This is a genomic window from Amaricoccus sp., from assembly GCF_017995835.1.
GTDB lineage: Bacteria > Pseudomonadota > Alphaproteobacteria > Rhodobacterales > Rhodobacteraceae > Amaricoccus.
Window position 1 is genome coordinate 1 of the sequence record NZ_JAGOID010000061.1, and the last position, 19,615, is coordinate 19,615.

Here is a 19,615-nt window from a genome sequence, read left to right on the forward strand (position 1 = left end):
GATGGCGACCGTGGAGATGCCCATCTCCTTGCAGGCCCGGTGCACGCGCAGCGCGATCTCGCCGCGATTTGCGATCAGGACCTTCTTGAACATCGGGGCCTCCCCTCTGGCGGGGCTCATTCCAGGATGATGAGCGGCGCGCCGAACTCGACCGGCGACCCGTCGTCGACCAGGATGCGCTTCACCCGTCCGGCGCGGGGCGCCGGGATCTGGTTCATCGTCTTCATCGCCTCGATGATCAGGATGGTCTGGCCTTCCGCCACCGCGTCGCCGATCTTGACGAAGGGCGGGGCCGTGGGCTCGGCCTGAAGGTAGGCGGTGCCGACCATCGGCGACTTCACCACGCCGGGATCGTCGGCCGGGTCGCCGCCGGCAGCAGCGGCGGCGGGAGCAGGCGCGGCAGGGCCGGCGGCCGGATGGGCCGGGGCCGGCGCGTAATGGACCTGGGCCGGCGCCGCGGCGAGCGCGACCGGCTGGCGGGCGACGCGCACGGTCAGCGCGTCGTCCTCGCCGAACTCGCGCTTGACCTCGATCTCGGTGAGGTCGTTTTCGCGGATCAACTCCGCCAAGGCCTTGATGAAGTCGACATCCGACTCGTGCGGCCGCTTGTTCATGATGCGCCCCGACGCTTTTCGCCCCTGCGCGGGTGGGCCCGCGGCGGGCCCTCTGCATACACGGCAAGTCCGGGGCTTGGAAAGGCGGAAATCGCGCCGCCGCTCCCGACGTGGCGCCGGCCCGGCGCCGCCGTCCTTTCCATACGGACGGGCCGCTGGCCGGATCAGCCGTCGGCGCGGACCTCGGCGACCATCTCGCGCATGGCGGCGAGGGGCGCATAGCCGCGGACCATGCGGTTGCCGAAGACGAAGCTCGGCGTGCCCTGGATGGCGAGATCGCCCGCGATGGCGCGGGTCGCCTCGATGCGGCGGGTGACCTCGGGCGCGTCCATGCCGGCGCGGACGGCCTCCGCGTCGGCGCCGGACTTCGCCACCGCGGCGTCGATCAGTTCCTCGGTCAGCTGGCCCTTCACGCGCAGCAGCCGGTCGTTGAGCGCGCCATAGGCTTCGGGCCCGGCGACGATCAGCGTCGAGATCGCGGCGCGGGAGGCGTATTCGGACACGGGCCCGAGGATCGGCAGCTCCTTGACCACCAGCCGGATGCCGGGGTCGCCGGCGAGGAGGTCAAGCACCTCCGGGTGCGCGCGCTTGCAGTAGCCGCACTGGTAGTCGAGGAAGGCGACGATGGTGACGTCGCCGTCGGGCGCGCCGCGCACGAAGGAGAAGCCGTCGTCGAAGATCTCGGCCGCCTTCTCGGCGATGATCTGGTCGTCGCGCGCCGCCGCCGTTTCGCGCTCGCGGGCGTCGAGGAGGGCGACCATCTCGTTGAGGACGTCCGGGTTCTCGAGGAGATAGGCCCGCACCTCGGCGCGGAATTCGGCGCGCTCGTCCGAGGTCATCTCGGCCCAGCCCGATCCGGGCAGGCAGGCGGTGAGCAGGAGGGCGGGGAGGGCGAGGCGGCGGGTCGACATGAAGGTTCCCTGGTTCTGGCGCGATGCGCGCGATCTTCGGTTGGCGGCGGCGGGCGCCGGCTTTTTGGTCTGCGGCGTGGGCGCCGCGGCATGCGGTTGCGGCGCGGGCTGCGCGCCGCCGGTCGGTCATCGGGCGGCGCGCGTCGCCATGGTGATCACGTCCTGGGCGCGGTTCCAGCCGGGCGAGCCCTCCGGCAGCATCCGGCTCGCGCGCGTGGCGAAGCGGATCGCATCGTTGAAGCGGCCCTCGATGGCGAAGCGCTCCGAGGTCGCGAGCGCCGCCTGACCCTCGTTGCCGAGACGCGCCTCGGCAAGCGCGAGGTCGCGCAGCACGTCGGGGTTGGCGCGGTCGGCCGCCTCGGCGCGGCGCAGGATCTCGGCCGCCTCGCGCGTCGCGGACGGATCGCCGACGTTGAGGAGCGCGCGGCCGAGCCCGCCGAGGATCAGCGAATCCCTCGGCGCCAGCGCCACGGCGCGGCGGTACTCCTGCGCGGCGGCGCTCGCCTGGCCGGCCTCGAGCAGGAACTGGCCCTTGAGCTCGTGATAATAGGGGTCGTCGGGTCGGGCGGCGATCAGCGCGTCGATGCTGGCGAGCGCGCGCTTCAGGCTCGGCTCGCGGTGATAGGCCACCGAACGGGCGAGCGTCGCCGCCTCCGACGTGTCGGAAGCCGGGTAGGATTTGAGCGTCTGCCCGGGCGTGTTGAGGAAACCCTTGAACTTCGCCACCATCCGGCCGTGCCAGTAGGCGTCCGCCGGGTCGGTCGGCGGCGGGTCCGGCATCTTCGCGATCCGGTCCTCGAGGAGCGCGATGCGCTCGGACCAGAGCGGATGCGTGAGCGTGTAGGCGTCCTGGCTGGAGGAGAGCAGCGCCTCCTGGCCGCGGAACAGGCGCAGCACCTCGAGCGTGGCCTCCGGGTCGCCGCCCGCGGCCGCGAGATAGCGCAGCCCCGCCTGGTCGGCGGCCGCCTCCTCGGCGCGGCTGTGGGCGAGCGCCGAGCGGAGCGCCGCGTTCTGGCTGCTCGCGGCGACGGCGAGGCTGGCCTCCGGCGCACCGGCGAGCGCCGCCGCCACCGCCGCCGCAGCGCCGATCGCGGCGATGCCGCGGGCGCCGCCGAGCGCCTGGTCGCGGCGCGTCAGGTGGCCGCCGGCGATGTGGCCGATCTCGTGCGCCATGACGGCGCGGAGCTGGTCGACGGTCTTGAGCCGGGTGACGAGGCCGGTGTTGATGAAGAGGTTCGAGCCTCCGGCGACGAAGGCGTTCGGCTCGCGATCATTGAGGATGTAGATGTGCACGCTGCCCGGGCCAAGGCCCGCGGCGCGCAGCATCGGCGCGGCGAGGCGCTTCAGCGTCGCCTCGATCTCGGCGTCCCGGACCAGCGACTGCGCCGTCGCGGCCGGCGCCGCGAAGGCGACGACCGCCGCGAGAAGGGCGGCGACAAGGATGCGTGCGGGCGCCAGTTCGGTCTTCCCTCGGGTTGCGCCTTCGCGCCGTCTGCCTCAATGATGGCGCGAGATTGGAGGGACGCGCCGCGGAACTCAAGGCGGCGCGGGGACGATCCCCTCATTGTGATGGACCGACGAGGATCGGGATGACGGGCGGAGAGACGGGTGCGACGACAGGCCGGTGGCGGGCCGATGGTTAGGGTCTCGCGCCGGGGCGACGTCGACGCGTTCATCGTCATGGACGTCATGGAGGCGGCCCGCCGCGAGGAGGCGCGCGGGCGGTCGGTGATCCACATGGAGGTGGGCCAGCCGGGCACGCCGGCCCCGCGCGCCGCGCGCGAGGCGCTGGCGCGGGCGATGGCGTCCGATCCGCTCGGCTACACGGTGGCGCTGGGCCTGCCGCAGTTGCGGGCCCGGATCGCGCGGCTCTACCGCGACTGGTACGGGATCGACCTCGACCCGGCGCGGGTCGTGGTGACGGCGGGCTCCTCGGCGGGGTTCGTGCTCGCCTTCACCAGCCTCTTCGACGCCGGCGACCGGGTGGCGATCGCCGAGCCCGGCTATCCGAGCTACCGAAACATCATGCGCGCCCTCGACGTCGAGCCCGTCGGCCTCGCGGCGCGGGAGGAGGACCGCTTCCAGCCGACGCCGGCGACGCTGCCGGACGGGCTTGCGGGCCTGCTGGTGGCGAGCCCGGCCAATCCGACCGGCTCCATGCTCGACCGCGCGGCGCTCGGGGCGCTGATCGGGACGGCGCGGGAGCGGGGGATCGCGTTCGTCTCGGACGAGATCTACCACGGCATCCAGTACGGGGGGCGGGCGGTCTCGGCGCTCGAGATCGACGACGACGTCTATGTCGTCAACTCCTTCTCCAAGTACTTCTCGATGACCGGGTGGCGGCTGGGCTGGCTGGTGGTGCCGGAGGACCACGTGCGCCGGGTCGAGCGACTGGCGCAGAACCTGTTCATCTGCCCGCCCCACGTCAGCCAGGTCGCGGCGCTCGCCGCCCTCGACGCGACCGACGAGCTCGAGGCCAATGTCGAGGTCTACCGCGCCAACCGGGAGCTTCTCGTCGCGGGGCTGGGCCGGGCGGGGTTCCCGCACTTCGCGCCGCCGGACGGGGCGTTCTACATCTATGCCGACGTCTCCGAACTGACCGACGACAGCTCCGCGCTGGCGCGGCGGCTCCTGCTCGAGGCGGGGGTGGCCGCGACGCCGGGGCTCGATTTCGACCCGGAGCGCGGGCGTCGGACGCTGCGCTTCTCCTATGCCGGGCCGACGGCGGACATCGCCGAGGCGCTGCGCCGGCTCGAAGCCTGGTCCGGGGGCTGAAGGCGGCTCGGGGCCGCCGGGATCAGACCCGGCCGGGAGCGCCTGCGGCTCGACAGGGGACGGGCGCGGGCCCATCTTGATGGCAGAGATCGAGGAGGCGCCGTCATGTGCCGCAACATCCGCCCGCTCCACAATTTCGAGCCGCCGGCGACCGACGACGAGATCCGCGCGGCCGCCGTGCAGTTCGTTCGCAAGATCAGCGGGTTCTCCGCTCCGTCGCGCGCCAACGAGGTCGCCTTCGCCCGAGCGGTCGACGAGGTGGCCGGCGCCTCGCGGCGACTCCTCGCCGGGCTGACCACCGCCGCGCCGCCCCGGGACCGCGAGGTCGAGGCCGCCCGTGCCCGGGAGCGCTCGCGCCTGCGCTTCGCGCGCGGGGGGTGAGGGACGACGCATACCAACGACCTCGCGACCCGCGGCCGTGGGCAGGACGGCGCGAAGGCCGCTTGCCCGGGGTGGGGCGGGGCAAGCGGCTGAAACGGCAGGATTTTATCTGGCTGGAACGCGGCTGGAATCGGGCTGGAATGCGGCTTGCCGCTTTTTCAGGATTCGACAAGGCTCCGGCACGAGCCCGGCGCTCGGGGCCGTTGGCCTCATGCGCTGAGGCGGCGATCCGCGCCGCCACCGCGGCCGGTCACTCCTGGAGGGGGCCGTAGACGTCGTCCCACGCGCGGACGCTGGCGTGGGCCGCCTCGGCGATGCGCGCGGTTGGCCAGCCCGGCTGGAACAGCGAGCCGCCGAGGCCGAAGCCGTCGGCGCCGGCGTCGCGCCAGCTTGCGAAGTCGGACGGGCCGACGCCGCCCACAGCGAAGACGCGGGTCGCTCGCGGCAGGACGGTCCGGATCGCCTTGAACCCGGCCGTGCCCATCAGGCCGGCGGGAAAGACCTTCAGCGCGTCCGCGCCCGCCTCGAGGGCCGTGAAGCACTCGCTGGGGGTGAAGACGCCGGGAAAGGCCCCGAGGCCGAGCCCCTTCGCCCAGCCGATCACCCGCGGGTCGCAGTTGGGCGCGACGATGAAGGTCGCGCCCGTGCCGGCCACGGCGTCGACCTCGGCCGTCGTCAGCACCGTGCCCGCCCCGATGTGGGCGCGGGCGCCGAGAGCCGACTGCATCGCCGCGATGCTGACGAGCGGCTCGGGCGAGTTGAGGGGGACCTCGATCCAGTCGATGCCGGCGTCGACCAGGATCTCGCCGATCTCGACGGCGCGTTCGGGCTCGAGGCCGCGGAGGATGGCGATCAGGCTGCGGCTCATGCGGGGCGCCTTTCTGTGTTGGCGAGACGGGTCCACGCGGCGGCGAGGCCGGCGCGGGTCATTGCGGCCGCGTCCGCCTCGCGCGCGGCGACGCCGGCCAGCGCCAGCGCCTCCCGGTAGGCGCGGGCGAGCGCCGGGGCGCCGACGAGCACCACGTCGCGGCCGAGCCAGTAGGGCCGGGCGGCGGCGAGTTCGGCGCCGATCAGAAGCCCCGACAGGCGCGCTCGGGCTCGCTCGGGGGCTAGTCCGGCGAGCAGGCCCTCGGCGCGGATGCCGAACAGCCGGCCGGCGAGGCGCTCCGGCCGGGCTAGCGTCTCTTCGACCGCCTCGGCGAAATCGGGCGCCGACCAGCCCTCGGTCGCAACCGAATGGCGCAGGACCGAGGCCGTCGAGACGAGCGCGAAAAGCTCGCCGGTCATGAAGGAGGCGAAGGACACCACCTCGCCGGCGGAGACATGGGCCCATTTGGTGTGGGTGCCCGGCAGGCAGGCGACGCCGTCGAACCCGGGATCGTCGGCGATCAGCCCGGCGATCTGGGTCTCCTCGCCGCGCATGACGTCCCAGGCCCCGTCCTGGCGCAACCCCGGCAGGATGCGCACGCGCAGCCGCGGGTCGGTCGCGGGGGCCTCGACCGCCGGGCCCGTCGGGGCGCAGGGCACGGTCGCGTAGGGCGCCTCGATCCAGCCCTGGCGCGCCCCGACCATGCCGCAGGCGAGGACGTCCGTGCGGCGGTCCGCCGCCAGCCAGGGCGCGACCAGCGCGACGAGCGCGGGCTCGAAGCCGTCGCGGGCGAGGCCGCCCATGCCGGCGCCGGACCCGGCCTCCGCGAGCGGGAGGCCGTGTGCGTCCATCGCCCAGGCGCGAAGGTTCGACGTGCCCCAGTCGGCGGCGATCCAGGCGATCCGGGCCGGATCGGGCGCCTCGTCGGGTGGGGCTGGGCTCATCGGGCGTCCTCGGCGGGGCGGGGAGGCCAGTATAGGGGGGCGGCGGTCCGGTCGCCAGAGGCAGGCGCGCGCCATTTCACGGAGCGAGCCTCCTCCGGACGGGAGGCCGGCCGAACCGGGCTACGCCGCTAGCGTGGCGGCGCCCGCGCGGCCGTTCGGCGCGACGATCAGGCTGCGCGGGCCGCGGAAGCAGAGCGTGCGCAGCCACTCTAGATCCTGCCCCGGCGCAAGCTCCATCGCCGGGAAGCGCCGCGCCAGAACCTCGAGGATCAGCCGAAGCTGCAACCGCGCCAGCGGCGCGCCGATGCAGACATGGATGCCGTAGCCGAAGGAGGCGTGCTGCCGCGCGTTCGCCCTGCCGATGTCGAGGCGGTCGGCGTTGGCGAAATCGGCTTCGTCCCGGTTCGCCGAGGCGAGCGACAGCAACACATGGCCGCCCGCGGGGATCGTCACCCCGCCGATCTCGACATCCTCCTTCGCGATGCGCCGCCAGCTCACCACCGAGGAGGCGAAGCGCAGCCCCTCCTCGACGGCGTTCGCGACGAGCGACGGGTCGGCGACGACGCGCGCCCATTCCGCCGGATGCGACAGCAGCGCATGGATCAGGTTGGTCGAGGCGTTGGTCGTCGTCTCGTGACCGGCGAGCAGGATGCCGAAAACGAGGCCGGTGATCTCGTTCAGCGTCAGCACAGCATCGTCGCCGCCGCGGATGGCGAGCATCGCCGAGGCGTAGTCCTCGCCCGGATGCAGCACGCGGTCCGCGACCAGCTCGCGGCAGTAGTGCCAGTAGGCGAGCATGTCGCGGGCGGCGTCCATCTGTTCCTCGGCGGTCAGGTCGCCGAAGGTGAAGAGCAGCCGCTTGTCGGCCCAGCGCTTGATCTGCGGCGCGTCCTCGGCCGGGATGCCGAGCAGCAGCAGGATCGCCCGGATCGGCAGTTCGTAGGTCATGTCGGCGACGAGGTCGGCGGTCTCCGCCCCCTCGAGCCGGTCGGCGTATTCCTCGACCAGCGCCCGTACCTGCGTCTCCATGCCCAGGAAGCGGCGCATGTTGAGGAACTGCGCCGCCGCGGCGCGCACCCGGGTGTGGACCGGTTGGTCGGCGTTGGCCTGGATCTGCTGGTGGGTGAAGCGGCCCTCGCGCAGGAAGTTGCACACCTCCGGCGGCAGCGGCCGCATCGGGTTGAGCGCGATCGACGCCGAGAAGCGCTGGTGGTCCCTGAACACGGCCAGCACGTCGGCGCGCCGGGTCACCACGTAGTAACCGATGTCGGGCGCGAAGAAGACAGGCTCTTCGGCACGCGCGCGGCGAAGGATTTCGTGCATCCCTGCCTGATCGAAGGACCGGAATGCCCGGCCGATCTCGGAGACTGCGGCCCCTTCGGTCACAGGCTCCTCCAGTGCGACGAATCTCGTCATGCGCACACACCCCCACTCGATACTATACAATGTCCGCCACCCCCTTTCCGGAGCGCAAGCGCGGGGCTCCGGAAAGTTCGCCTCGACTTTTGCGAGTATTGAGCGGCCGAGTCAAAGCCGGCGACCGCGATTGGTTAAGTCGCCGGCGCTCGGGCCCCTGGAAGGCGCCCGAGCGAAGCGGGCGGCCTCAGCGCGCGAACTCGTCCCGCGGGCGGATGACGGAGATGGCGATGGCGCCGGCGCCGATCAGCGTGAGCGCCAGCATCACGAACCAGCCGACGAGAGGCAGGAGCGAAAGCAGCGTCGCGACGACGGCGCCGACCACCCCGGCCAGCGCGTATTCCGGGAAGGTGTCGGGCTCGAGCGCGCCCGCCCGCGTCAGCATCCAGGCCCCGAGCAGGTAGACAGCCACGATGTAGCCGAGCGCGCCGAGGATCGCGGCGAGGAGGAGCGCCACCGGGGCGACGACGATGCCGATCAGCGTCACGGCGAGCAGGACCGCGGAGCCGAGCAGCGCCGAGAGCGCGAGGAAGCCGATCCCGAGGGTTCGGAACGGGGCCTCGCCGGCGATCAGCCGCAGCCGCTCGGTCCGGCGGGGCGCGATGGTCGGCACGAGCATCGCGAGGATGGCGAGCACGACGACGCCGAGAAGCAGCCCGGCGATGATCGCGAACCAGCCCGGGCCCGCCATGCCGACCATGCCGTGGCCGGTTGCCACCTGCCGCTCGATCCGCTCGGGCGGCGCGACCGAGGCGGGCACCTCGACCTCGTGGCCGGCCTCCTGGACGAGGGTGAGCCTGCCGTCGACGCGCGCGCCCTCGCCGAAGACGATCTCGTCGGCGGTGATCATGGCGTCGCCGGTGACCGCGGCGGCGAGTTCGACCCGCCCGCCGGTCAGCAGCGCGCCGCCGCCGACCGGGGCCATGACCTCGACGCTCCTGCCGGCGGCGCGCAAGTTGCCGCCGACTGCGCCTTCTACCCCGACGTCGTAGCCGGCGATTGCGGCTGCGCCGGCGACCGGCGCCGCGAGCCGCACGTCGGCTCCGAAGGCATAGAGATCGCCGCCGATCGCGCCGGTGATCTCCACGCGGCGGCCGGCGAGATGGGCGGAGCCGGTGATCGGCCCCGAGAGGTCGACGCGCTCGCCGGCGAGGAAGGCGTCGTGCGCCTGCGGTCCCGCGAAGCTCGCCGTGCTCCCGGCGCGGTACACGTCGCCCGCGAAGTCGAAGGCGTCGTTCTTCTCCTGCGCCGTGGCGGGCGCAAGCGCGGCGCAGGCGACCAGCGCGGCCGCGACGAGATTGCGAATCATGGCCGTTCTCCCCTCAGAGGCCTTGCGGCCGGCCGCCCATGGGAGCCGCCGCCGGGGTCCGGGTCAACCCCGTCGTCAGGCGGGCGCCTGCGCCTGCGCCGGGCCGGGGCGGCCTGGCTCTCGCGGAGCCAGATCCCGAGGCCGGAGGCGGTGATGAGCGCGGCCCCGACGAGCGTCACGGGCTCCGGCACGTCGGAGAAGAACACCCATCCGAACAGGATCGCCCAGAGGAGGAGCGTGTATTCCATCGGCGCGATGGTCCCCGCGTCGGCGAGCTTGAGCGATCGCGCGATCAGCAGGTGCGCCCCCATGGCGACGACGCCGAGGAGCGAGAGCAGGCCGACGTCGCGGACCGTCGGCGGCGTCCATCCGTGCCAGGCGGTGGCCAGGCCGGCGACGAGCGCCCCGGCGATCTGCCAGAACACCAGCGCGCCGTCCGGGGTGGCGCGCAGCATCCGGGCGCCGAGGACCATGACGGCGAACATCGTCGAGCCGAAGAGCGAGACGAGGACGGCAGGGTCGAGCGTCTGCGCGCCCGGACGGAGCGCCACGACGACGCCGGCGAAGCCGACGAGGATGGCGCCCCAGCGCCAGGGGCCGATCCGCTCGCCGAGGACGAGGGGCGAGGCGGCGGCGACATAGATCGGGCCGGCGAGCCAGTAGGTCATCACGTCGGCGAGCGGCAGCGAGCTGACCGCGTAGTAGAAGCACCAGACCTCGAGGGTGGAGGCGGCGGCGCGCAGCAGTTGCATCCACGGGCGTTCCAGCGGCCAGAGCCGCACGCGGCGGGTCCAGAGGACGGGCGCGAGCACGACGAGCGCCGCGACGCTGCGCAGCAGCAGCACCTGTCCGACGGAATAGGTGGCGACGAGCCATTTCCCCATCACGTCGTTCAGCGCGAACATCAGCATTCCGAGGAACGCGATGGCGATGCCGAGGCGTTGGGCCCGGCGCGCGGTGTCGGGCTGGAAGGGGGCGGGCATGGCGCGGCTCGGCTCGGCTCGGGGCAAGGGCCGAGAGAGCCGGCCGGAGCCCCGCGGATACGCCAGCCCCCCGCGCGCGGCAAGCCCGGCGGCCGGCGCGGTCCCGCGGCGCGGGCCTGACAATGATACCGGCGAGTCCGCCAAGCCACCCGGCGCAACACGGGCTAACACGCGTGATAGACGGGTAACTACCTGAATAAAAACGATAAAAATGTCAAACGTCAAAACAGGTCCGCGAGTCGTCTCATGAGTCCGCCGGTATGAGGTGTCGCCGTATGGGGCTCAGGCGCGGATGCGGGCGCCGTCGGGATCCCAGGGCGGGCGGAGGAACACCTCCGCCGGCACGCGTTCGGTCGCCACCTCGAGCTCGTATCGGCCGGAAAGGACGTGGCCGGCGTCGACGCCGTTCTCGGGGTCGCGCACGTAGCCGTACCCGATCGGGCGGCCGATCGTGTGGCCGAAGCCGCCGCTCGACAGCCAGCCGACGCGCTTGCCGTCGCGGTAGATCGTCTCGCGGCCGAGCAGGACCACCGCGGGATCGGCGACGGCGAACCCGGCGAGGAGTCGCGGCAGCCGTCCGTCGCGCTGCGCCTCCAGCGCCTCGCGGCCGAGGAAGGGCACGTTCTTGCGCAGCTTCACCGCGAAGCCGAGGCCGGCGACCAGCGGGGAATGGTCCGGCCCGATGTCCGACCCCCAGGCGCGGTAGCCCTTCTCGAGCCGCAGCGATTCGATGGCGCGATAGCCGGCGTCGCGAAGCCCGAGGGGCGCGCCGGCCTGCATGAGCGCGTCATGGACCGTCGCGGCGAATTCGACCGGCACATGCAGCTCCCAGCCGAGCTCGCCCACATAGGTGATCCGCAGCGCCAGCACCGGGGCCCCGGCGACGCGGAGCCGCCGGCAGGTCCCGAACGGAAATGCCGCGTTCGAGACGTCCTCCTCGGCCAGAGGCGCGAGGATGTCGCGGGCCCGCGGCCCCATCAGCGACAGGACCGCGTTCTGCGAGGTCGCGTCGTGCAGCCGCACGTCGAGCCCCGGCGGCACGTTGCGCCGGATCCAGTCGAAATCGTGGGTCGCGAAGCCGGTGCCGGTGACGATGTAGAACGTCTCCTCGTCGAGCCGCGCCAGCGTCAGGTCGCACTCGACCCCGCCGCGGGCGTTCAGCATCTGGGTATAGACGAGGCTCCCGGGCGGCCGGATCACGTCGTTCGCGCAGATCCACGAGAGCGCCGCCTCGGCGTGCCTCCCGGTGACGAGGAGCTTGGCGAACGAGGTCTGGTCGAACACTGCCGCCGCCTCGCGACAGGCGCGGTGTTCGCGCGCCACCGCGTCGAACCAGTTCGGCCGCCCGAAGGTAGGCACGTCCTCGGCCGGCTCGCCCGGGGCGGCGAACCAGTTCGGCCGCTCCCAGCCGAGCTTCTCCCCGAAAACCGCGCCGCGCGCCTTCAGCCGGTCGTAGAGCGGCGAGCGCCGGGCGGGACGGGCGGCGAAGTATTCCTCGTGCGGCCAGGCCATGGCGTAGTGGCGGGCGCAGGCTTCGAGCGTCCGCTCCCGAACCGCGCGCGTCGACAGCATGTTACGGCCGAAGCGGCGGATGTCGACCGGCCAGAGGTCATAGGGCGGCGCGCCGTTCGCCGTCCATTCGGCGAGCGCCATGCCCGCGCCGCCGCCCGAGGCGATGCCGAAGGCATTGAAGCCGGCGCCGACGTAGAGCCCCGCCACCTCCGGGGCCGGCCCGAGGATGAAGTTGCCGTCGGGGGTGAAGCTCTCGGGGCCGTTGATGAAGGACTTTATCCCCGCGGTCTCCAGCGCCGGCACCCGGCCGAGGGCACGGGCCATTGTCGGCTCGAAATGCTCGAGGTCGTTCGGCAGGAGCTGGAAGGCGAAGTTCTCGGGCACGCCGCCCTCGGCCCAGGGCTTCGGGTTCGGCTCGTAGCCGCCCATCGTGAGCCCGCCGACCTCCTCCTTCCAGTAGGTGAGCCGGTCGGGGTCGCGCAGGGTCGGCAGGCCGGCGGTGACGCCGGGGACCGGCTCGGTGATCAGGTACTGGTGCTGGACGCTGACGAGGGGGACGTTGACGCCGACGTTGGCGGCAAGCTCGCGCGTCCACTGGCCGCAGCACAGGACCAGCTTCTCGCAGGCGACCGGCCCGGCGCTGGTCATGATCCCGCGGACCCGGCCCTTCTCGACGCGGATGCCGGTGACGGCGACGCCCTCGCGGATGGTCGCGCCGGCCATCCGGGCGCCGCGGGCCAGCGCCTGCACGATGTCGGAGGGCGAGGCCTGGCCGTCGGTCGGCAGGAACGCCGCGCCGATCACGTCGTCGATCGTCATCAGCGGCCACAGTTCCTGCGCCTCGCGCGGGGTCAGGAGCTGCATCTCGAGCCCGAAGGACCGCGCCATGGTCGCCTGCCGGCGGACCTCGGTCCATCGCTCCGGCGTGCAGGCGAGCCGCAGGCCGCCGTTCATCTTCCAGCCGGTCGCGAGCCCGGTTTCGGCCTCCAGCCGGCCGTAGAGATCGACGGAATAGCCGAGGAGCTGGGTGATGTTGGCGTTGGAGCGCAACTGGCCGACCAGACCGGCGGCGTGCCAGCTCGACCCGGAGGAGAGCCGGTGGCGCTCCAGCAGCAGCGTCTCCTGGCCCATCGCCGCGAGGTGGTAGGCCGTCGAGGTTCCCACGATGCCGCCGCCCACCACGACGATCCTTGCCGACGTCGGAAGCTCGGTCATGGCACATGGCTCTCCCGGAAGACCGCCCAGGCCGCCTCGAAGCGGGCGAGGTTCTCGGCGGTGTAGGCGGCATAGTCGAAGTCGAGGCCGGAGTGCGCCTCGGAGACCATGCTCCACATGGTCTCGCGCAGGAGCGAGGCGGCGGTCATGGCGTCGAAGGCGCGGGCAAGGCCCGGATCGGGCGCGGCGCGGAAATAGGCCTCGAGGAGGGCTGCGCGTCCGGCCGCGTCCATTCCGGCGTTGGAGGCGAGCCCGCCGAGATCGAAGAGCGGCGAGTTGAAGGCCGCGTACTCCCAGTCGACCAGCCAGAGCCGGTCGCCGTCGTCGAGGATGTTGGCCGGAAGGAGGTCGTTGTGCCCGAAGACGATGCGGACCGGTCCCACGGCTTCCTCGAGCGCCGCCGCCCGGGCGGCGAAGCCGGCGACCCGCCCGGCGTGGGGGCCGCCGGTCTCCGTCAGCGTGGCGGCGTAGTCGCGGATCACCTGGAACACCCAGAAGATCGGGGTGGGACCGCGGAAATGCCGCGGCGTCTCGTGGTGGACGCGGCGCAGGAGATCGGCCAGCCGATCGAGGTTCGCGGGCGCGCGGACGTCGGTCGCATCGAGCGGGCGGCCGTCGATCCAGTCCACCACGAGCACCCCGGGCCCGGCGTGGCGCACCGCCGGCGCGAGCCCGGCGGCATGGGCGGCGCGCGAGGCGGCGAGTTCGGCAGCCCGCAAGACGCCGTGCTCGGGGATGTCGCCGCCGACCCGGACGACGTAGCGACGGCCCGCGTCGGTGACGGTGAAGTTGAGGTTGGTCATGCCCCCCGCGAGCGGCTCGGCCGTGACCGGACCCGACCAGATCGGCAGCCCTTCGGCCAGCCGGCGCGCTTCCGCGGCGCGGGTCGCCGCGCGGTTCATGGCGCGAGCCCCAGCCGCCGGCGCAGCCGCGCCGCGCCTTGCGTCAGCATCCGGTCGGCGAGCATCGCCAGCATGGCGATGCAGGCGCCGGCGACGAGGCCGCGGCCGACGTCGGCCTTGGTCAGCGCGATGTAGACCTCCTGCCCCAGGTCGCGTGTGCCGACGAGCGCGGTGATGACCAGCATAGACACGGCGAGGAGCACGGTCTGGCTTAGCCCGAGCAGGACTTCCGGCGCGGCCAGCGGCAGACGCACCCGCAGCACCCGCTGCGCCGGCGTCGTGCCCATCGCCGTCGCCGCCTCGATCAGTGCGGGATCGACCTCGCGCACGCCGAGCGCCGTGTAGCGGATCGCCGGCGCGACGGCGTAGAGCACGATGGCGATCAGCGCGGTGAACTCGCCGACCCGGAACAGCATGACGACCGGGATCAGGTAGACGAACGAGGGCAGCGTCTGGAGGGTGTCGATCGCCGGCTGCACCCAGGCCCAGACCCGCGGCGACAGGCCGGAGGCGATCCCGACCGGCACGCCGATGGCGGCGGCGATCAGCACCGAGACGCCGACCAGGTAGATCGAGACCATCGCCGGCGCCCAGTAGCCGGTGAAGGCGACGAAGAGCGCGAACCCCGCGGCGATGCCGGCGCGGCGCGACCCGCCGATCCGCCACATGGCGAGCGCGATCACGAAGGTTCCCCACCACCACGGAACGGCGACGAGCACGCGGCGCACGGGCAGGAGGAGATTGGTCAGCACCGCGGTCTTGATCGCCTCGAACGTGTCGAAATAGTTCACGTTCAGCCACTCGATCGCGCCCGCCCAGAAGTCGGAGGTCGAGACCTGCCAGCCCTCCGGATAGACCGCCACGGCCGGGACGAGGAACGCGAGCCCCCAGGCCGCGACCGCGGCGGCGAGCGCCGCCAGCGGCAGCCGCGAGCGCGGCAGCCCGTGCCCGGCGCGCGCCGCATAGGCCTGGCTCAGCCGGTCGAGCGCCACGGCGAGGACGACGATCGCCACCCCGGCCTCGAGCCCGCCGCCGATGTCCAGCCGCCGGAGCGAGGTCAGCACGTCGTAGCCGAGTCCGCCGGCGCCGATCATCGAGGCGATGATGACCATGTTGAGCGACAGCATGATCACCTGGTTCACGCCCACCATCAGCGGCGCCCGCGCCGAGGGCACCATCACCCGCCAGACGAGCTGGCGCGGCGTCGCGCCGGCCATGCGCCCGTATTCGACGATCTCGGGCGACACCCCGCGCAGCGCCAGCTGCGTCACCCGCACCATCGGCGGCATCGCGTAGATCACCGTGGCGATCAGCGCCGCCGCCGGGCCGAAGCCGAAGAGGACGAGGATCGGCAGCAGATAGGCGAAGACCGGCGCCGTCTGCATGGCGTCGAGGACGGGCGACAGCGCCGCCTCGAAGCGTCGGCTGCGATAGGCGGCGATGCCGAGCAAGAGCCCGCCCGCCACCCCGAGCGGCACGGCGATCGCGATGGAGGCGAGCGTCGTCATCGCGCTCTGCCACTGTCCGAAGACGGCGAGATAGCCGAGGCAGGCCGCCATCAGCGCCGCGAGCCGCGCGCCCCCGGCATGGAGCCCGAGCAGCGCGCCGGCGCCGACCACCCCGAGCCAGGGCAGCGGCGGCAAGAGACGCACCGCGGCCGAGCCCTCGCCGCGCATCAGCCCGGTGGCGAGGAGCGACGAGGCGGCCCGCAGCGGCGCCTCGAGCAGGGCCGCCAACCCGCGCGTCACGTCGCGAAACGCCACGGGGCCGATGCGCGCGTCGTCGACCAGCCAGGCCGTCGCCGCCGAGATCCAGCGCGCGACCGGGATCTGCATGCCCCGCGGCACCTCCTCCCACAGCCCGTCGAGCGTCCCGCGCGGCAGGTGCGAGAACCCGATCGTGACCGCCAGCACGACGAGCCAGGCCAGAAGCCACGACGAGCGCCGCCCCGGTCCGCTTGCCGGCGCCGCAAGCGTCGCGGCGATCATGCGCGCCCCTCCGGCGGCCGGCCGAGCAGCACCGCCATCACCTCCGCGCGCCCCACCGCGCCGATCGGCCTGCCGTTCTCCACCACCGCGAAGGGCGCTCCCGCCGCCTCGATCTCGGCGGCGAAATCGGCGACCCGCCGCCCGGCCTCGATCGTCCCCGCCACCGGCGCGTCGGTCGGCGGCCGCATGATCGCGCGCGCCGACAGGATCTTGGCCCGCGGCGCCTCCCGGGTGAAATCCGCCACGTACGGATCCGCCGGCGCGAGGATCAGTTCCTCCGCCGTCCCGGTCTGGATGATCCGCCCGTCGCGCATGATGGCGATGCGGTCGGCCAGCCGGATCGCCTCGTCGAAATCGTGGGTGATGAAGACGATGGTCTTGCGCAGCCGCGATTGCAGCCGCAGGAACTCGTTCTGCATCTCGCGCCGGATCAACGGATCGAGCGCCGAGAACGGCTCGTCGAGGAACCACAGCTCCGGCCCGACCGCGAGCGAACGCGCGATTCCGACCCGTTGCTGCTGCCCGCCCGAAAGCTCGCGCGGCAGCCGCCCCTCGCGCCCTTCGAGCCCCACCAGCGCGATCATCTCCCGCGCCCGCGCCTCGCGCGTCGCGCGCGCCACGCCCTGCACCGCCAGCGGAAAGGCGACATTCTCGAGCACGCTCAGATGCGGCAGCAACGCGAAATGCTGGAAGACCATGCCCATCCGGTGCCGGCGCAGTTCGATCAGCTCCCGCTCCGACGCCGCGCGCAGGTCGCGCCCCTCGAAGCGGATCTCGCCGGCGCTCGGCTCGACCAGCCGCGACAGGCAGCGCACCAGCGTCGACTTGCCCGACCCGGACAGGCCCATGATGACGAAGCACTCGCCCTCGGCCACCGAGAGCGAGGCGTCGATCACGGCGGGGACCAGCCTCGCGGCCGCGACCGCCTCGCGCGATGGGGACGGGGTTCGGGCGAGGAACGCCTCCGCGCCCGGCCCGAACAGCTTCCACACCCCGCGGCAGACGAGTTTTTCCGTCGCCGGCATGGCCGGGACCTCAGGCGCGAGCGCGCAGAGTATCCCGGCGCGCGAACCGGCGAACCGGGCGCGGCGGACGCCGCCCGCAAGGGACGGCGTCCGCAACGGAACGGCGCGCTCCCCCCAACGCCGCCCTGGTCATTTGCCGATCCAGCCGGACCAGCGATCCTTGTTCGCATCCATCCATTCGGCGACCACGCCCTCTACCGTGCCGCCTTCGAGATCGACCTTGGCGATCATCTGGCCCATCTCCTCGTTGGAGACGTCGAACGCCTTGATCGCCTCGTAGGCGCCCGGCCACTTCTCCTTGACGCCCGACCAGGCCACCTTCCAGATCGGCCCGCGGGGCTTGCCGCAGTCGTGCGTCATGTCCGGGTTCACGCCCCAGGCCGGGTCGGCATAGCAGGCGGGTTCGTAGGGCGGGAACGCCACCCACTCGCCCGCGTACTTGATCGGCGCCCAGTGCGGGGCATAGATCCAGAGCAGGATCGGCGCCTTGCGCTGATAGGCGCTCTCCAGCTCGGCGAAGAGCGCCGCGTCGGTGCCGGCGTGAATGACCTGGAACGGCAGGTCCAGCGCCTCGATCCGTTCCTCGTCGAAGCCGCCCCAGGTGACGGGGCCGCCGAGATAGCGGCCGTCGGGCGCGGTTTCCGGCGTGGAGAACGCCTCGGCGCAGGCGTCCTCCAGGAGCGCCTCCCAGGCGGGCAGGCCGGGGCAGAGATCGGCCATGTAGGCGGGATACCACCATTCCTCGATGGCCTGCATCCCCGTCTCGCCGAGGTTCTCGACCTGGCCGGTGGCGGTCGCCTCGTCCATCGCCTCGCGGCCGGTGGTCTCCCAGATCTCCATGGCCACGTCGAGGTCGCCGGTCTTGAGCCCCGCGAACTGCGCGAGATAGTCGGCCTGGACGTAGTCCACGTTGTTGCCGGCCTGTTTCAGCACCTCGCCCATGATCGTCGTGGTGATGAGCTGGCCGGTCCAGTCGTGGAGCGTCAGCTTGATCGGGTCGGGCGAGTCCTGCGCGGTGGCCGCGGCGCCGAGGGCAAGGCTGGACGAGAGCGCGGTGGCGGCGAGCGCGCGTCGCATCATCGGATAGGTCTCCCCCTGTTGGCTCGGACATGGTCGGGGCAGAATCAACGGCAGGTCAACAGAAATCCACAATTGCGTTGCGTTTGGCGACCGGCTTGCGCAGTCTTTGACCAGAGACCGGAGAAACCGATGGCGACGAGCCGCTGGCAGAACGAGATCCTCGACGCGGTGCGCGGCCAGGGCAGGGCGACGATCGCGGCGCTGGCCGCCAGCCTCAACGTCTCCGGCGAGACGATTCGCCGCCATGTCCGCCCGCTGGTGGACGAGGGTCTGCTCGTGCGGGCGCACGGCGCCGTCGCGCTGTCCGAGCGCGAGCCGCCGTTCCAGCGCCGCATGGGCGTGCGCGCCGCCGCCAAGCGGGCGATCGCGCTGGCTGTCGGTGCGCGCGTGCCTGACGGCGCGAGCGTCATGCTCGACACCGGTTCCACGACCGTATTTGTCGCCGAGGCGCTGGCGGCGCGGCGCGAACTGACCGTCGTCACCAACTCGATCGAGATCGCCCGCGCCATGGTCGGCCGGGGCGACCACCGCATCTACCTCGCCGGCGGCGAACTCCGCCCCGACCTCGGCGCCATGGTCGGCCCCGAGGCGCTCGGTTTCGTGGCGCAGTTCCGCGCCGATCTCGCCATCCTCTCGGCCGGCGCGCTCGACCCCGGGCACGGCGTCGCCGATTTCCACCTCGACGAGGCCCGCGTGGCCCGGGCGATGCTCGAGCGCGCCGACCGGCTGATGGTCGCGGCCGACCGCTCGAAGTTCGACCTCCGCGCCGCCGTGCCGGTCTGCCCGCTCGACGAGATCGACGTCTTCGTCACCGACGTTCCCCCGCCTGACGCGGCCGCCGCCGCCCTTGCCGCCGCCGCGGTGGAGGTCGTGACGGCCGTCGTCGCGGAACCGGCCTTCTCCCTTCAGATGAAGTAGATGCGGTCGGGCAACTCGTTCGGGTTGCCGTCGGCATTGGGGAAATGCTCGGCGAGCACGGCGCCGCAGGTCTCGATCGCCGCGATGAAGCCATCGGCCACGCGGCCTTCGCGCACGTGCCCGACCAGGGCGTCGACGGCGCCTTGCCAGAATGACTGGGGCACGAACGCGTCTATGTCGTCGTCGGCGATGATGCGGGCATAGCGCTCCGCCGTCCGAGCGCGCGCGACGGGGGTCGTCATCATCCCCTCCACCAGGTGCAAGCGAGAAGGAGGAAAGGCGGCGTTTCGGTTTGGCGAAAGGCGGAAGCACGCGGGGGCGAGCGGTCCGGGAATCGTCCCTGCCTTGATCCTGCTCAACATCGCGACGCTGCGTCTGGGCCATGGTCTCGCCGCAGCCACGGAGGCGAATGGGCGCGTTCCGTGAGCATGACCGGGAGATGACCTTGGCCAGCAAGATGAAAGCCGCCGTCTTCGTCGAGAAGAACCGCATCGTCCTCGAGGACAAGCCGATTCCCGACGTCGGCCCGTCCGACGCGCTGATCCGCGTCACCACGACGACGATTTGCGGCACCGACGTCCATATTCTCAAGGGCGAGTACCCGGTGGCGAAGGGCCTCACCATCGGCCACGAGCCGGTCGGCGTCATCGAGAAGCTCGGCTCGTCGGTCACGGGCTATCGCGAGGGCCAGCGCGTCATCGCCGGCGCCATCACCCCCTCGGGCTGGTCCAACGCCTGCCTCTGCGGCTTTTGCAGCCAGGACGGCCCCGGAAC

19 protein-coding genes are annotated in these 19,615 nt (G+C 72.6%); 4 read left to right on the top strand and 15 right to left on the bottom strand.

Annotated features, from left to right (window positions below; translation table 11 throughout):
* The 4 genes from KBA23_RS10590 to KBA23_RS10605 form a co-directional block, all read right to left on the bottom strand.
* The coding region (locus KBA23_RS10590) for a biotin carboxylase N-terminal domain-containing protein (RefSeq protein WP_290740552.1) at nt 1-93 on the bottom strand (93 nt) is incomplete at its 3' end.
* Nucleotides 94-116: 23 nt separating this feature from the next.
* Nucleotides 117-614, bottom strand: a complete 498-nt coding sequence (accB, locus tag KBA23_RS10595; RefSeq protein WP_290740504.1) for an acetyl-CoA carboxylase biotin carboxyl carrier protein — start codon at nt 612-614, stop codon at nt 117-119.
* Between the two features lie 164 nt (nt 615-778).
* On the bottom strand, nt 779-1,525 hold the full coding sequence (locus KBA23_RS10600) for a DsbA family protein (RefSeq protein ID WP_290740507.1): 747 nt from the start codon (nt 1,523-1,525) through the stop codon (nt 779-781).
* A gap of 126 nt (nt 1,526-1,651) precedes the next feature.
* Nucleotides 1,652-2,983, bottom strand: coding sequence for a M48 family metalloprotease (locus tag KBA23_RS10605; protein WP_366935309.1), 1,332 nt, complete (start codon nt 2,981-2,983; stop codon nt 1,652-1,654).
* A 177-nt stretch (nt 2,984-3,160) separates the two neighbouring features.
* Between KBA23_RS10605 and KBA23_RS10610 the strand changes: the two genes are divergently transcribed.
* Both KBA23_RS10610 and KBA23_RS10615 read left to right on the top strand, forming a co-directional pair.
* On the top strand, nt 3,161-4,300 hold the full coding sequence (locus KBA23_RS10610; RefSeq protein ID WP_290740558.1) for an aminotransferase class I/II-fold pyridoxal phosphate-dependent enzyme: 1,140 nt from the start codon (nt 3,161-3,163) through the stop codon (nt 4,298-4,300).
* Nucleotides 4,301-4,405: 105 nt separating this feature from the next.
* On the top strand, nt 4,406-4,681 hold the full coding sequence (locus KBA23_RS10615) for a DUF2277 domain-containing protein (RefSeq protein ID WP_290740511.1): 276 nt from the start codon (nt 4,406-4,408) through the stop codon (nt 4,679-4,681).
* 250 nt (nt 4,682-4,931) lie between these two features.
* Here the strand turns inward: KBA23_RS10615 and KBA23_RS10620 are convergent, their stop codons facing one another.
* From KBA23_RS10620 to KBA23_RS10665, 10 genes are all read right to left on the bottom strand, one after another.
* The gene (locus KBA23_RS10620; RefSeq protein WP_290740514.1) at nt 4,932-5,549 is read right to left on the bottom strand and encodes a 2-dehydro-3-deoxy-6-phosphogalactonate aldolase; all 618 of its coding nucleotides are present in this window, start codon (nt 5,547-5,549) and stop codon (nt 4,932-4,934) included.
* Nucleotides 5,546-6,493: a 2-dehydro-3-deoxygalactonokinase gene (locus KBA23_RS10625; RefSeq protein WP_290740517.1), complete on the bottom strand. Its 948-nt coding sequence runs from the start codon at nt 6,491-6,493 to the stop codon at nt 5,546-5,548. Before KBA23_RS10625 ends, KBA23_RS10620 begins: the two co-directional genes overlap by 4 nt.
* Before the next feature lie 120 nt (nt 6,494-6,613).
* Nucleotides 6,614-7,909, bottom strand: coding sequence for a cytochrome P450 (locus KBA23_RS10630; protein ID WP_290740520.1), 1,296 nt, complete (start codon nt 7,907-7,909; stop codon nt 6,614-6,616).
* A 187-nt stretch (nt 7,910-8,096) separates the two neighbouring features.
* A complete protein-coding gene (locus tag KBA23_RS10635; RefSeq protein ID WP_290740523.1) occupies nt 8,097-9,218 on the bottom strand; it encodes a hypothetical protein in 1,122 nt (373 codons plus the stop codon).
* On the bottom strand, nt 9,215-10,201 hold the full coding sequence (locus tag KBA23_RS10640) for a DMT family transporter (RefSeq protein WP_290740526.1): 987 nt from the start codon (nt 10,199-10,201) through the stop codon (nt 9,215-9,217). The genes KBA23_RS10635 and KBA23_RS10640 overlap by 4 nt, the downstream gene beginning before the upstream one ends.
* Nucleotides 10,202-10,483: 282 nt before the next feature.
* Complete coding sequence (locus tag KBA23_RS10645; RefSeq protein WP_290740529.1) at nt 10,484-12,928, bottom strand: FAD-dependent oxidoreductase; 2,445 nt, start codon at nt 12,926-12,928, stop codon at nt 10,484-10,486.
* Nucleotides 12,925-13,830 carry a phosphotransferase gene (locus KBA23_RS10650; RefSeq protein WP_290740532.1) on the bottom strand — a complete coding sequence of 302 codons (906 nt, stop codon included), beginning with the start codon at nt 13,828-13,830 and terminating at the stop codon, nt 12,925-12,927. Before KBA23_RS10650 ends, KBA23_RS10645 begins: the two co-directional genes overlap by 4 nt.
* Nucleotides 13,827-15,818: a proline/glycine betaine ABC transporter permease gene (locus KBA23_RS10655; protein ID WP_290740535.1), complete on the bottom strand. Its 1,992-nt coding sequence runs from the start codon at nt 15,816-15,818 to the stop codon at nt 13,827-13,829. Before KBA23_RS10655 ends, KBA23_RS10650 begins: the two co-directional genes overlap by 4 nt.
* Nucleotides 15,815-16,843 (bottom strand): ATP-binding cassette domain-containing protein, encoded by a 1,029-nt coding sequence (locus KBA23_RS10660; protein ID WP_290740536.1) that lies wholly within the window; start codon nt 16,841-16,843, stop codon nt 15,815-15,817. The genes KBA23_RS10655 and KBA23_RS10660 overlap by 4 nt, the downstream gene beginning before the upstream one ends.
* Before the next feature lie 129 nt (nt 16,844-16,972).
* Nucleotides 16,973-17,923 carry an ABC transporter substrate-binding protein gene (locus KBA23_RS10665; RefSeq protein ID WP_290740540.1) on the bottom strand — a complete coding sequence of 317 codons (951 nt, stop codon included), beginning with the start codon at nt 17,921-17,923 and terminating at the stop codon, nt 16,973-16,975.
* A gap of 129 nt (nt 17,924-18,052) precedes the next feature.
* Here KBA23_RS10665 and KBA23_RS10670 point away from each other — a divergent pair, with 129 nt between their 5' ends.
* Nucleotides 18,053-18,841 (top strand): DeoR/GlpR family DNA-binding transcription regulator, encoded by a 789-nt coding sequence (locus KBA23_RS10670; protein WP_290740543.1) that lies wholly within the window; start codon nt 18,053-18,055, stop codon nt 18,839-18,841.
* Here KBA23_RS10670 and KBA23_RS10675 read toward each other — a convergent pair.
* A complete protein-coding gene (locus tag KBA23_RS10675; RefSeq protein ID WP_290740546.1) occupies nt 18,829-19,083 on the bottom strand; it encodes a hypothetical protein in 255 nt (84 codons plus the stop codon). The two genes, KBA23_RS10670 and KBA23_RS10675, sit on opposite strands and share 13 nt — an antisense overlap.
* Nucleotides 19,084-19,286: 203 nt before the next feature.
* Between KBA23_RS10675 and KBA23_RS10680 the strand changes: the two genes are divergently transcribed.
* Nucleotides 19,287-19,615 (top strand): alcohol dehydrogenase catalytic domain-containing protein (locus KBA23_RS10680; protein ID WP_290740549.1); only part of this gene is annotated, 329 nt, incomplete at its 3' end.

Excerpts from the sequence above, each read along its gene's own strand:
- KBA23_RS10675 (WP_290740546.1), bottom strand. The coding sequence starts at position 19,083 with ATGACGACCCCCGTCGCGCGCGCTCGGACGGCGGAGCGCTATGCCCGC.
- KBA23_RS10660 (WP_290740536.1), bottom strand. The coding sequence starts at position 16,843 with ATGCCGGCGACGGAAAAACTCGTCTGCCGCGGGGTGTGGAAGCTGTTC.
- KBA23_RS10640 (WP_290740526.1), bottom strand. The coding sequence starts at position 10,201 with ATGCCCGCCCCCTTCCAGCCCGACACCGCGCGCCGGGCCCAACGCCTC.
- KBA23_RS10670 (WP_290740543.1), top strand. The coding sequence starts at position 18,053 with ATGGCGACGAGCCGCTGGCAGAACGAGATCCTCGACGCGGTGCGCGGC.
- KBA23_RS10625 (WP_290740517.1), bottom strand. The coding sequence starts at position 6,493 with ATGAGCCCAGCCCCACCCGACGAGGCGCCCGATCCGGCCCGGATCGCC.
- KBA23_RS10620 (WP_290740514.1), bottom strand. The coding sequence starts at position 5,549 with ATGAGCCGCAGCCTGATCGCCATCCTCCGCGGCCTCGAGCCCGAACGC.
- KBA23_RS10650 (WP_290740532.1), bottom strand. The coding sequence starts at position 13,830 with ATGAACCGCGCGGCGACCCGCGCCGCGGAAGCGCGCCGGCTGGCCGAA.
- KBA23_RS10610 (WP_290740558.1), top strand. The coding sequence starts at position 3,161 with ATGGTTAGGGTCTCGCGCCGGGGCGACGTCGACGCGTTCATCGTCATG.
- KBA23_RS10635 (WP_290740523.1), bottom strand. The coding sequence starts at position 9,218 with ATGATTCGCAATCTCGTCGCGGCCGCGCTGGTCGCCTGCGCCGCGCTT.
- accB (WP_290740504.1), bottom strand. The coding sequence starts at position 614 with ATGAACAAGCGGCCGCACGAGTCGGATGTCGACTTCATCAAGGCCTTG.
- KBA23_RS10655 (WP_290740535.1), bottom strand. The coding sequence starts at position 15,818 with ATGATCGCCGCGACGCTTGCGGCGCCGGCAAGCGGACCGGGGCGGCGC.
- KBA23_RS10665 (WP_290740540.1), bottom strand. The coding sequence starts at position 17,923 with ATGATGCGACGCGCGCTCGCCGCCACCGCGCTCTCGTCCAGCCTTGCC.
- KBA23_RS10630 (WP_290740520.1), bottom strand. The coding sequence starts at position 7,909 with ATGACGAGATTCGTCGCACTGGAGGAGCCTGTGACCGAAGGGGCCGCA.
- KBA23_RS10600 (WP_290740507.1), bottom strand. The coding sequence starts at position 1,525 with ATGTCGACCCGCCGCCTCGCCCTCCCCGCCCTCCTGCTCACCGCCTGC.
- KBA23_RS10615 (WP_290740511.1), top strand. The coding sequence starts at position 4,406 with ATGTGCCGCAACATCCGCCCGCTCCACAATTTCGAGCCGCCGGCGACC.
- KBA23_RS10645 (WP_290740529.1), bottom strand. The coding sequence starts at position 12,928 with ATGACCGAGCTTCCGACGTCGGCAAGGATCGTCGTGGTGGGCGGCGGC.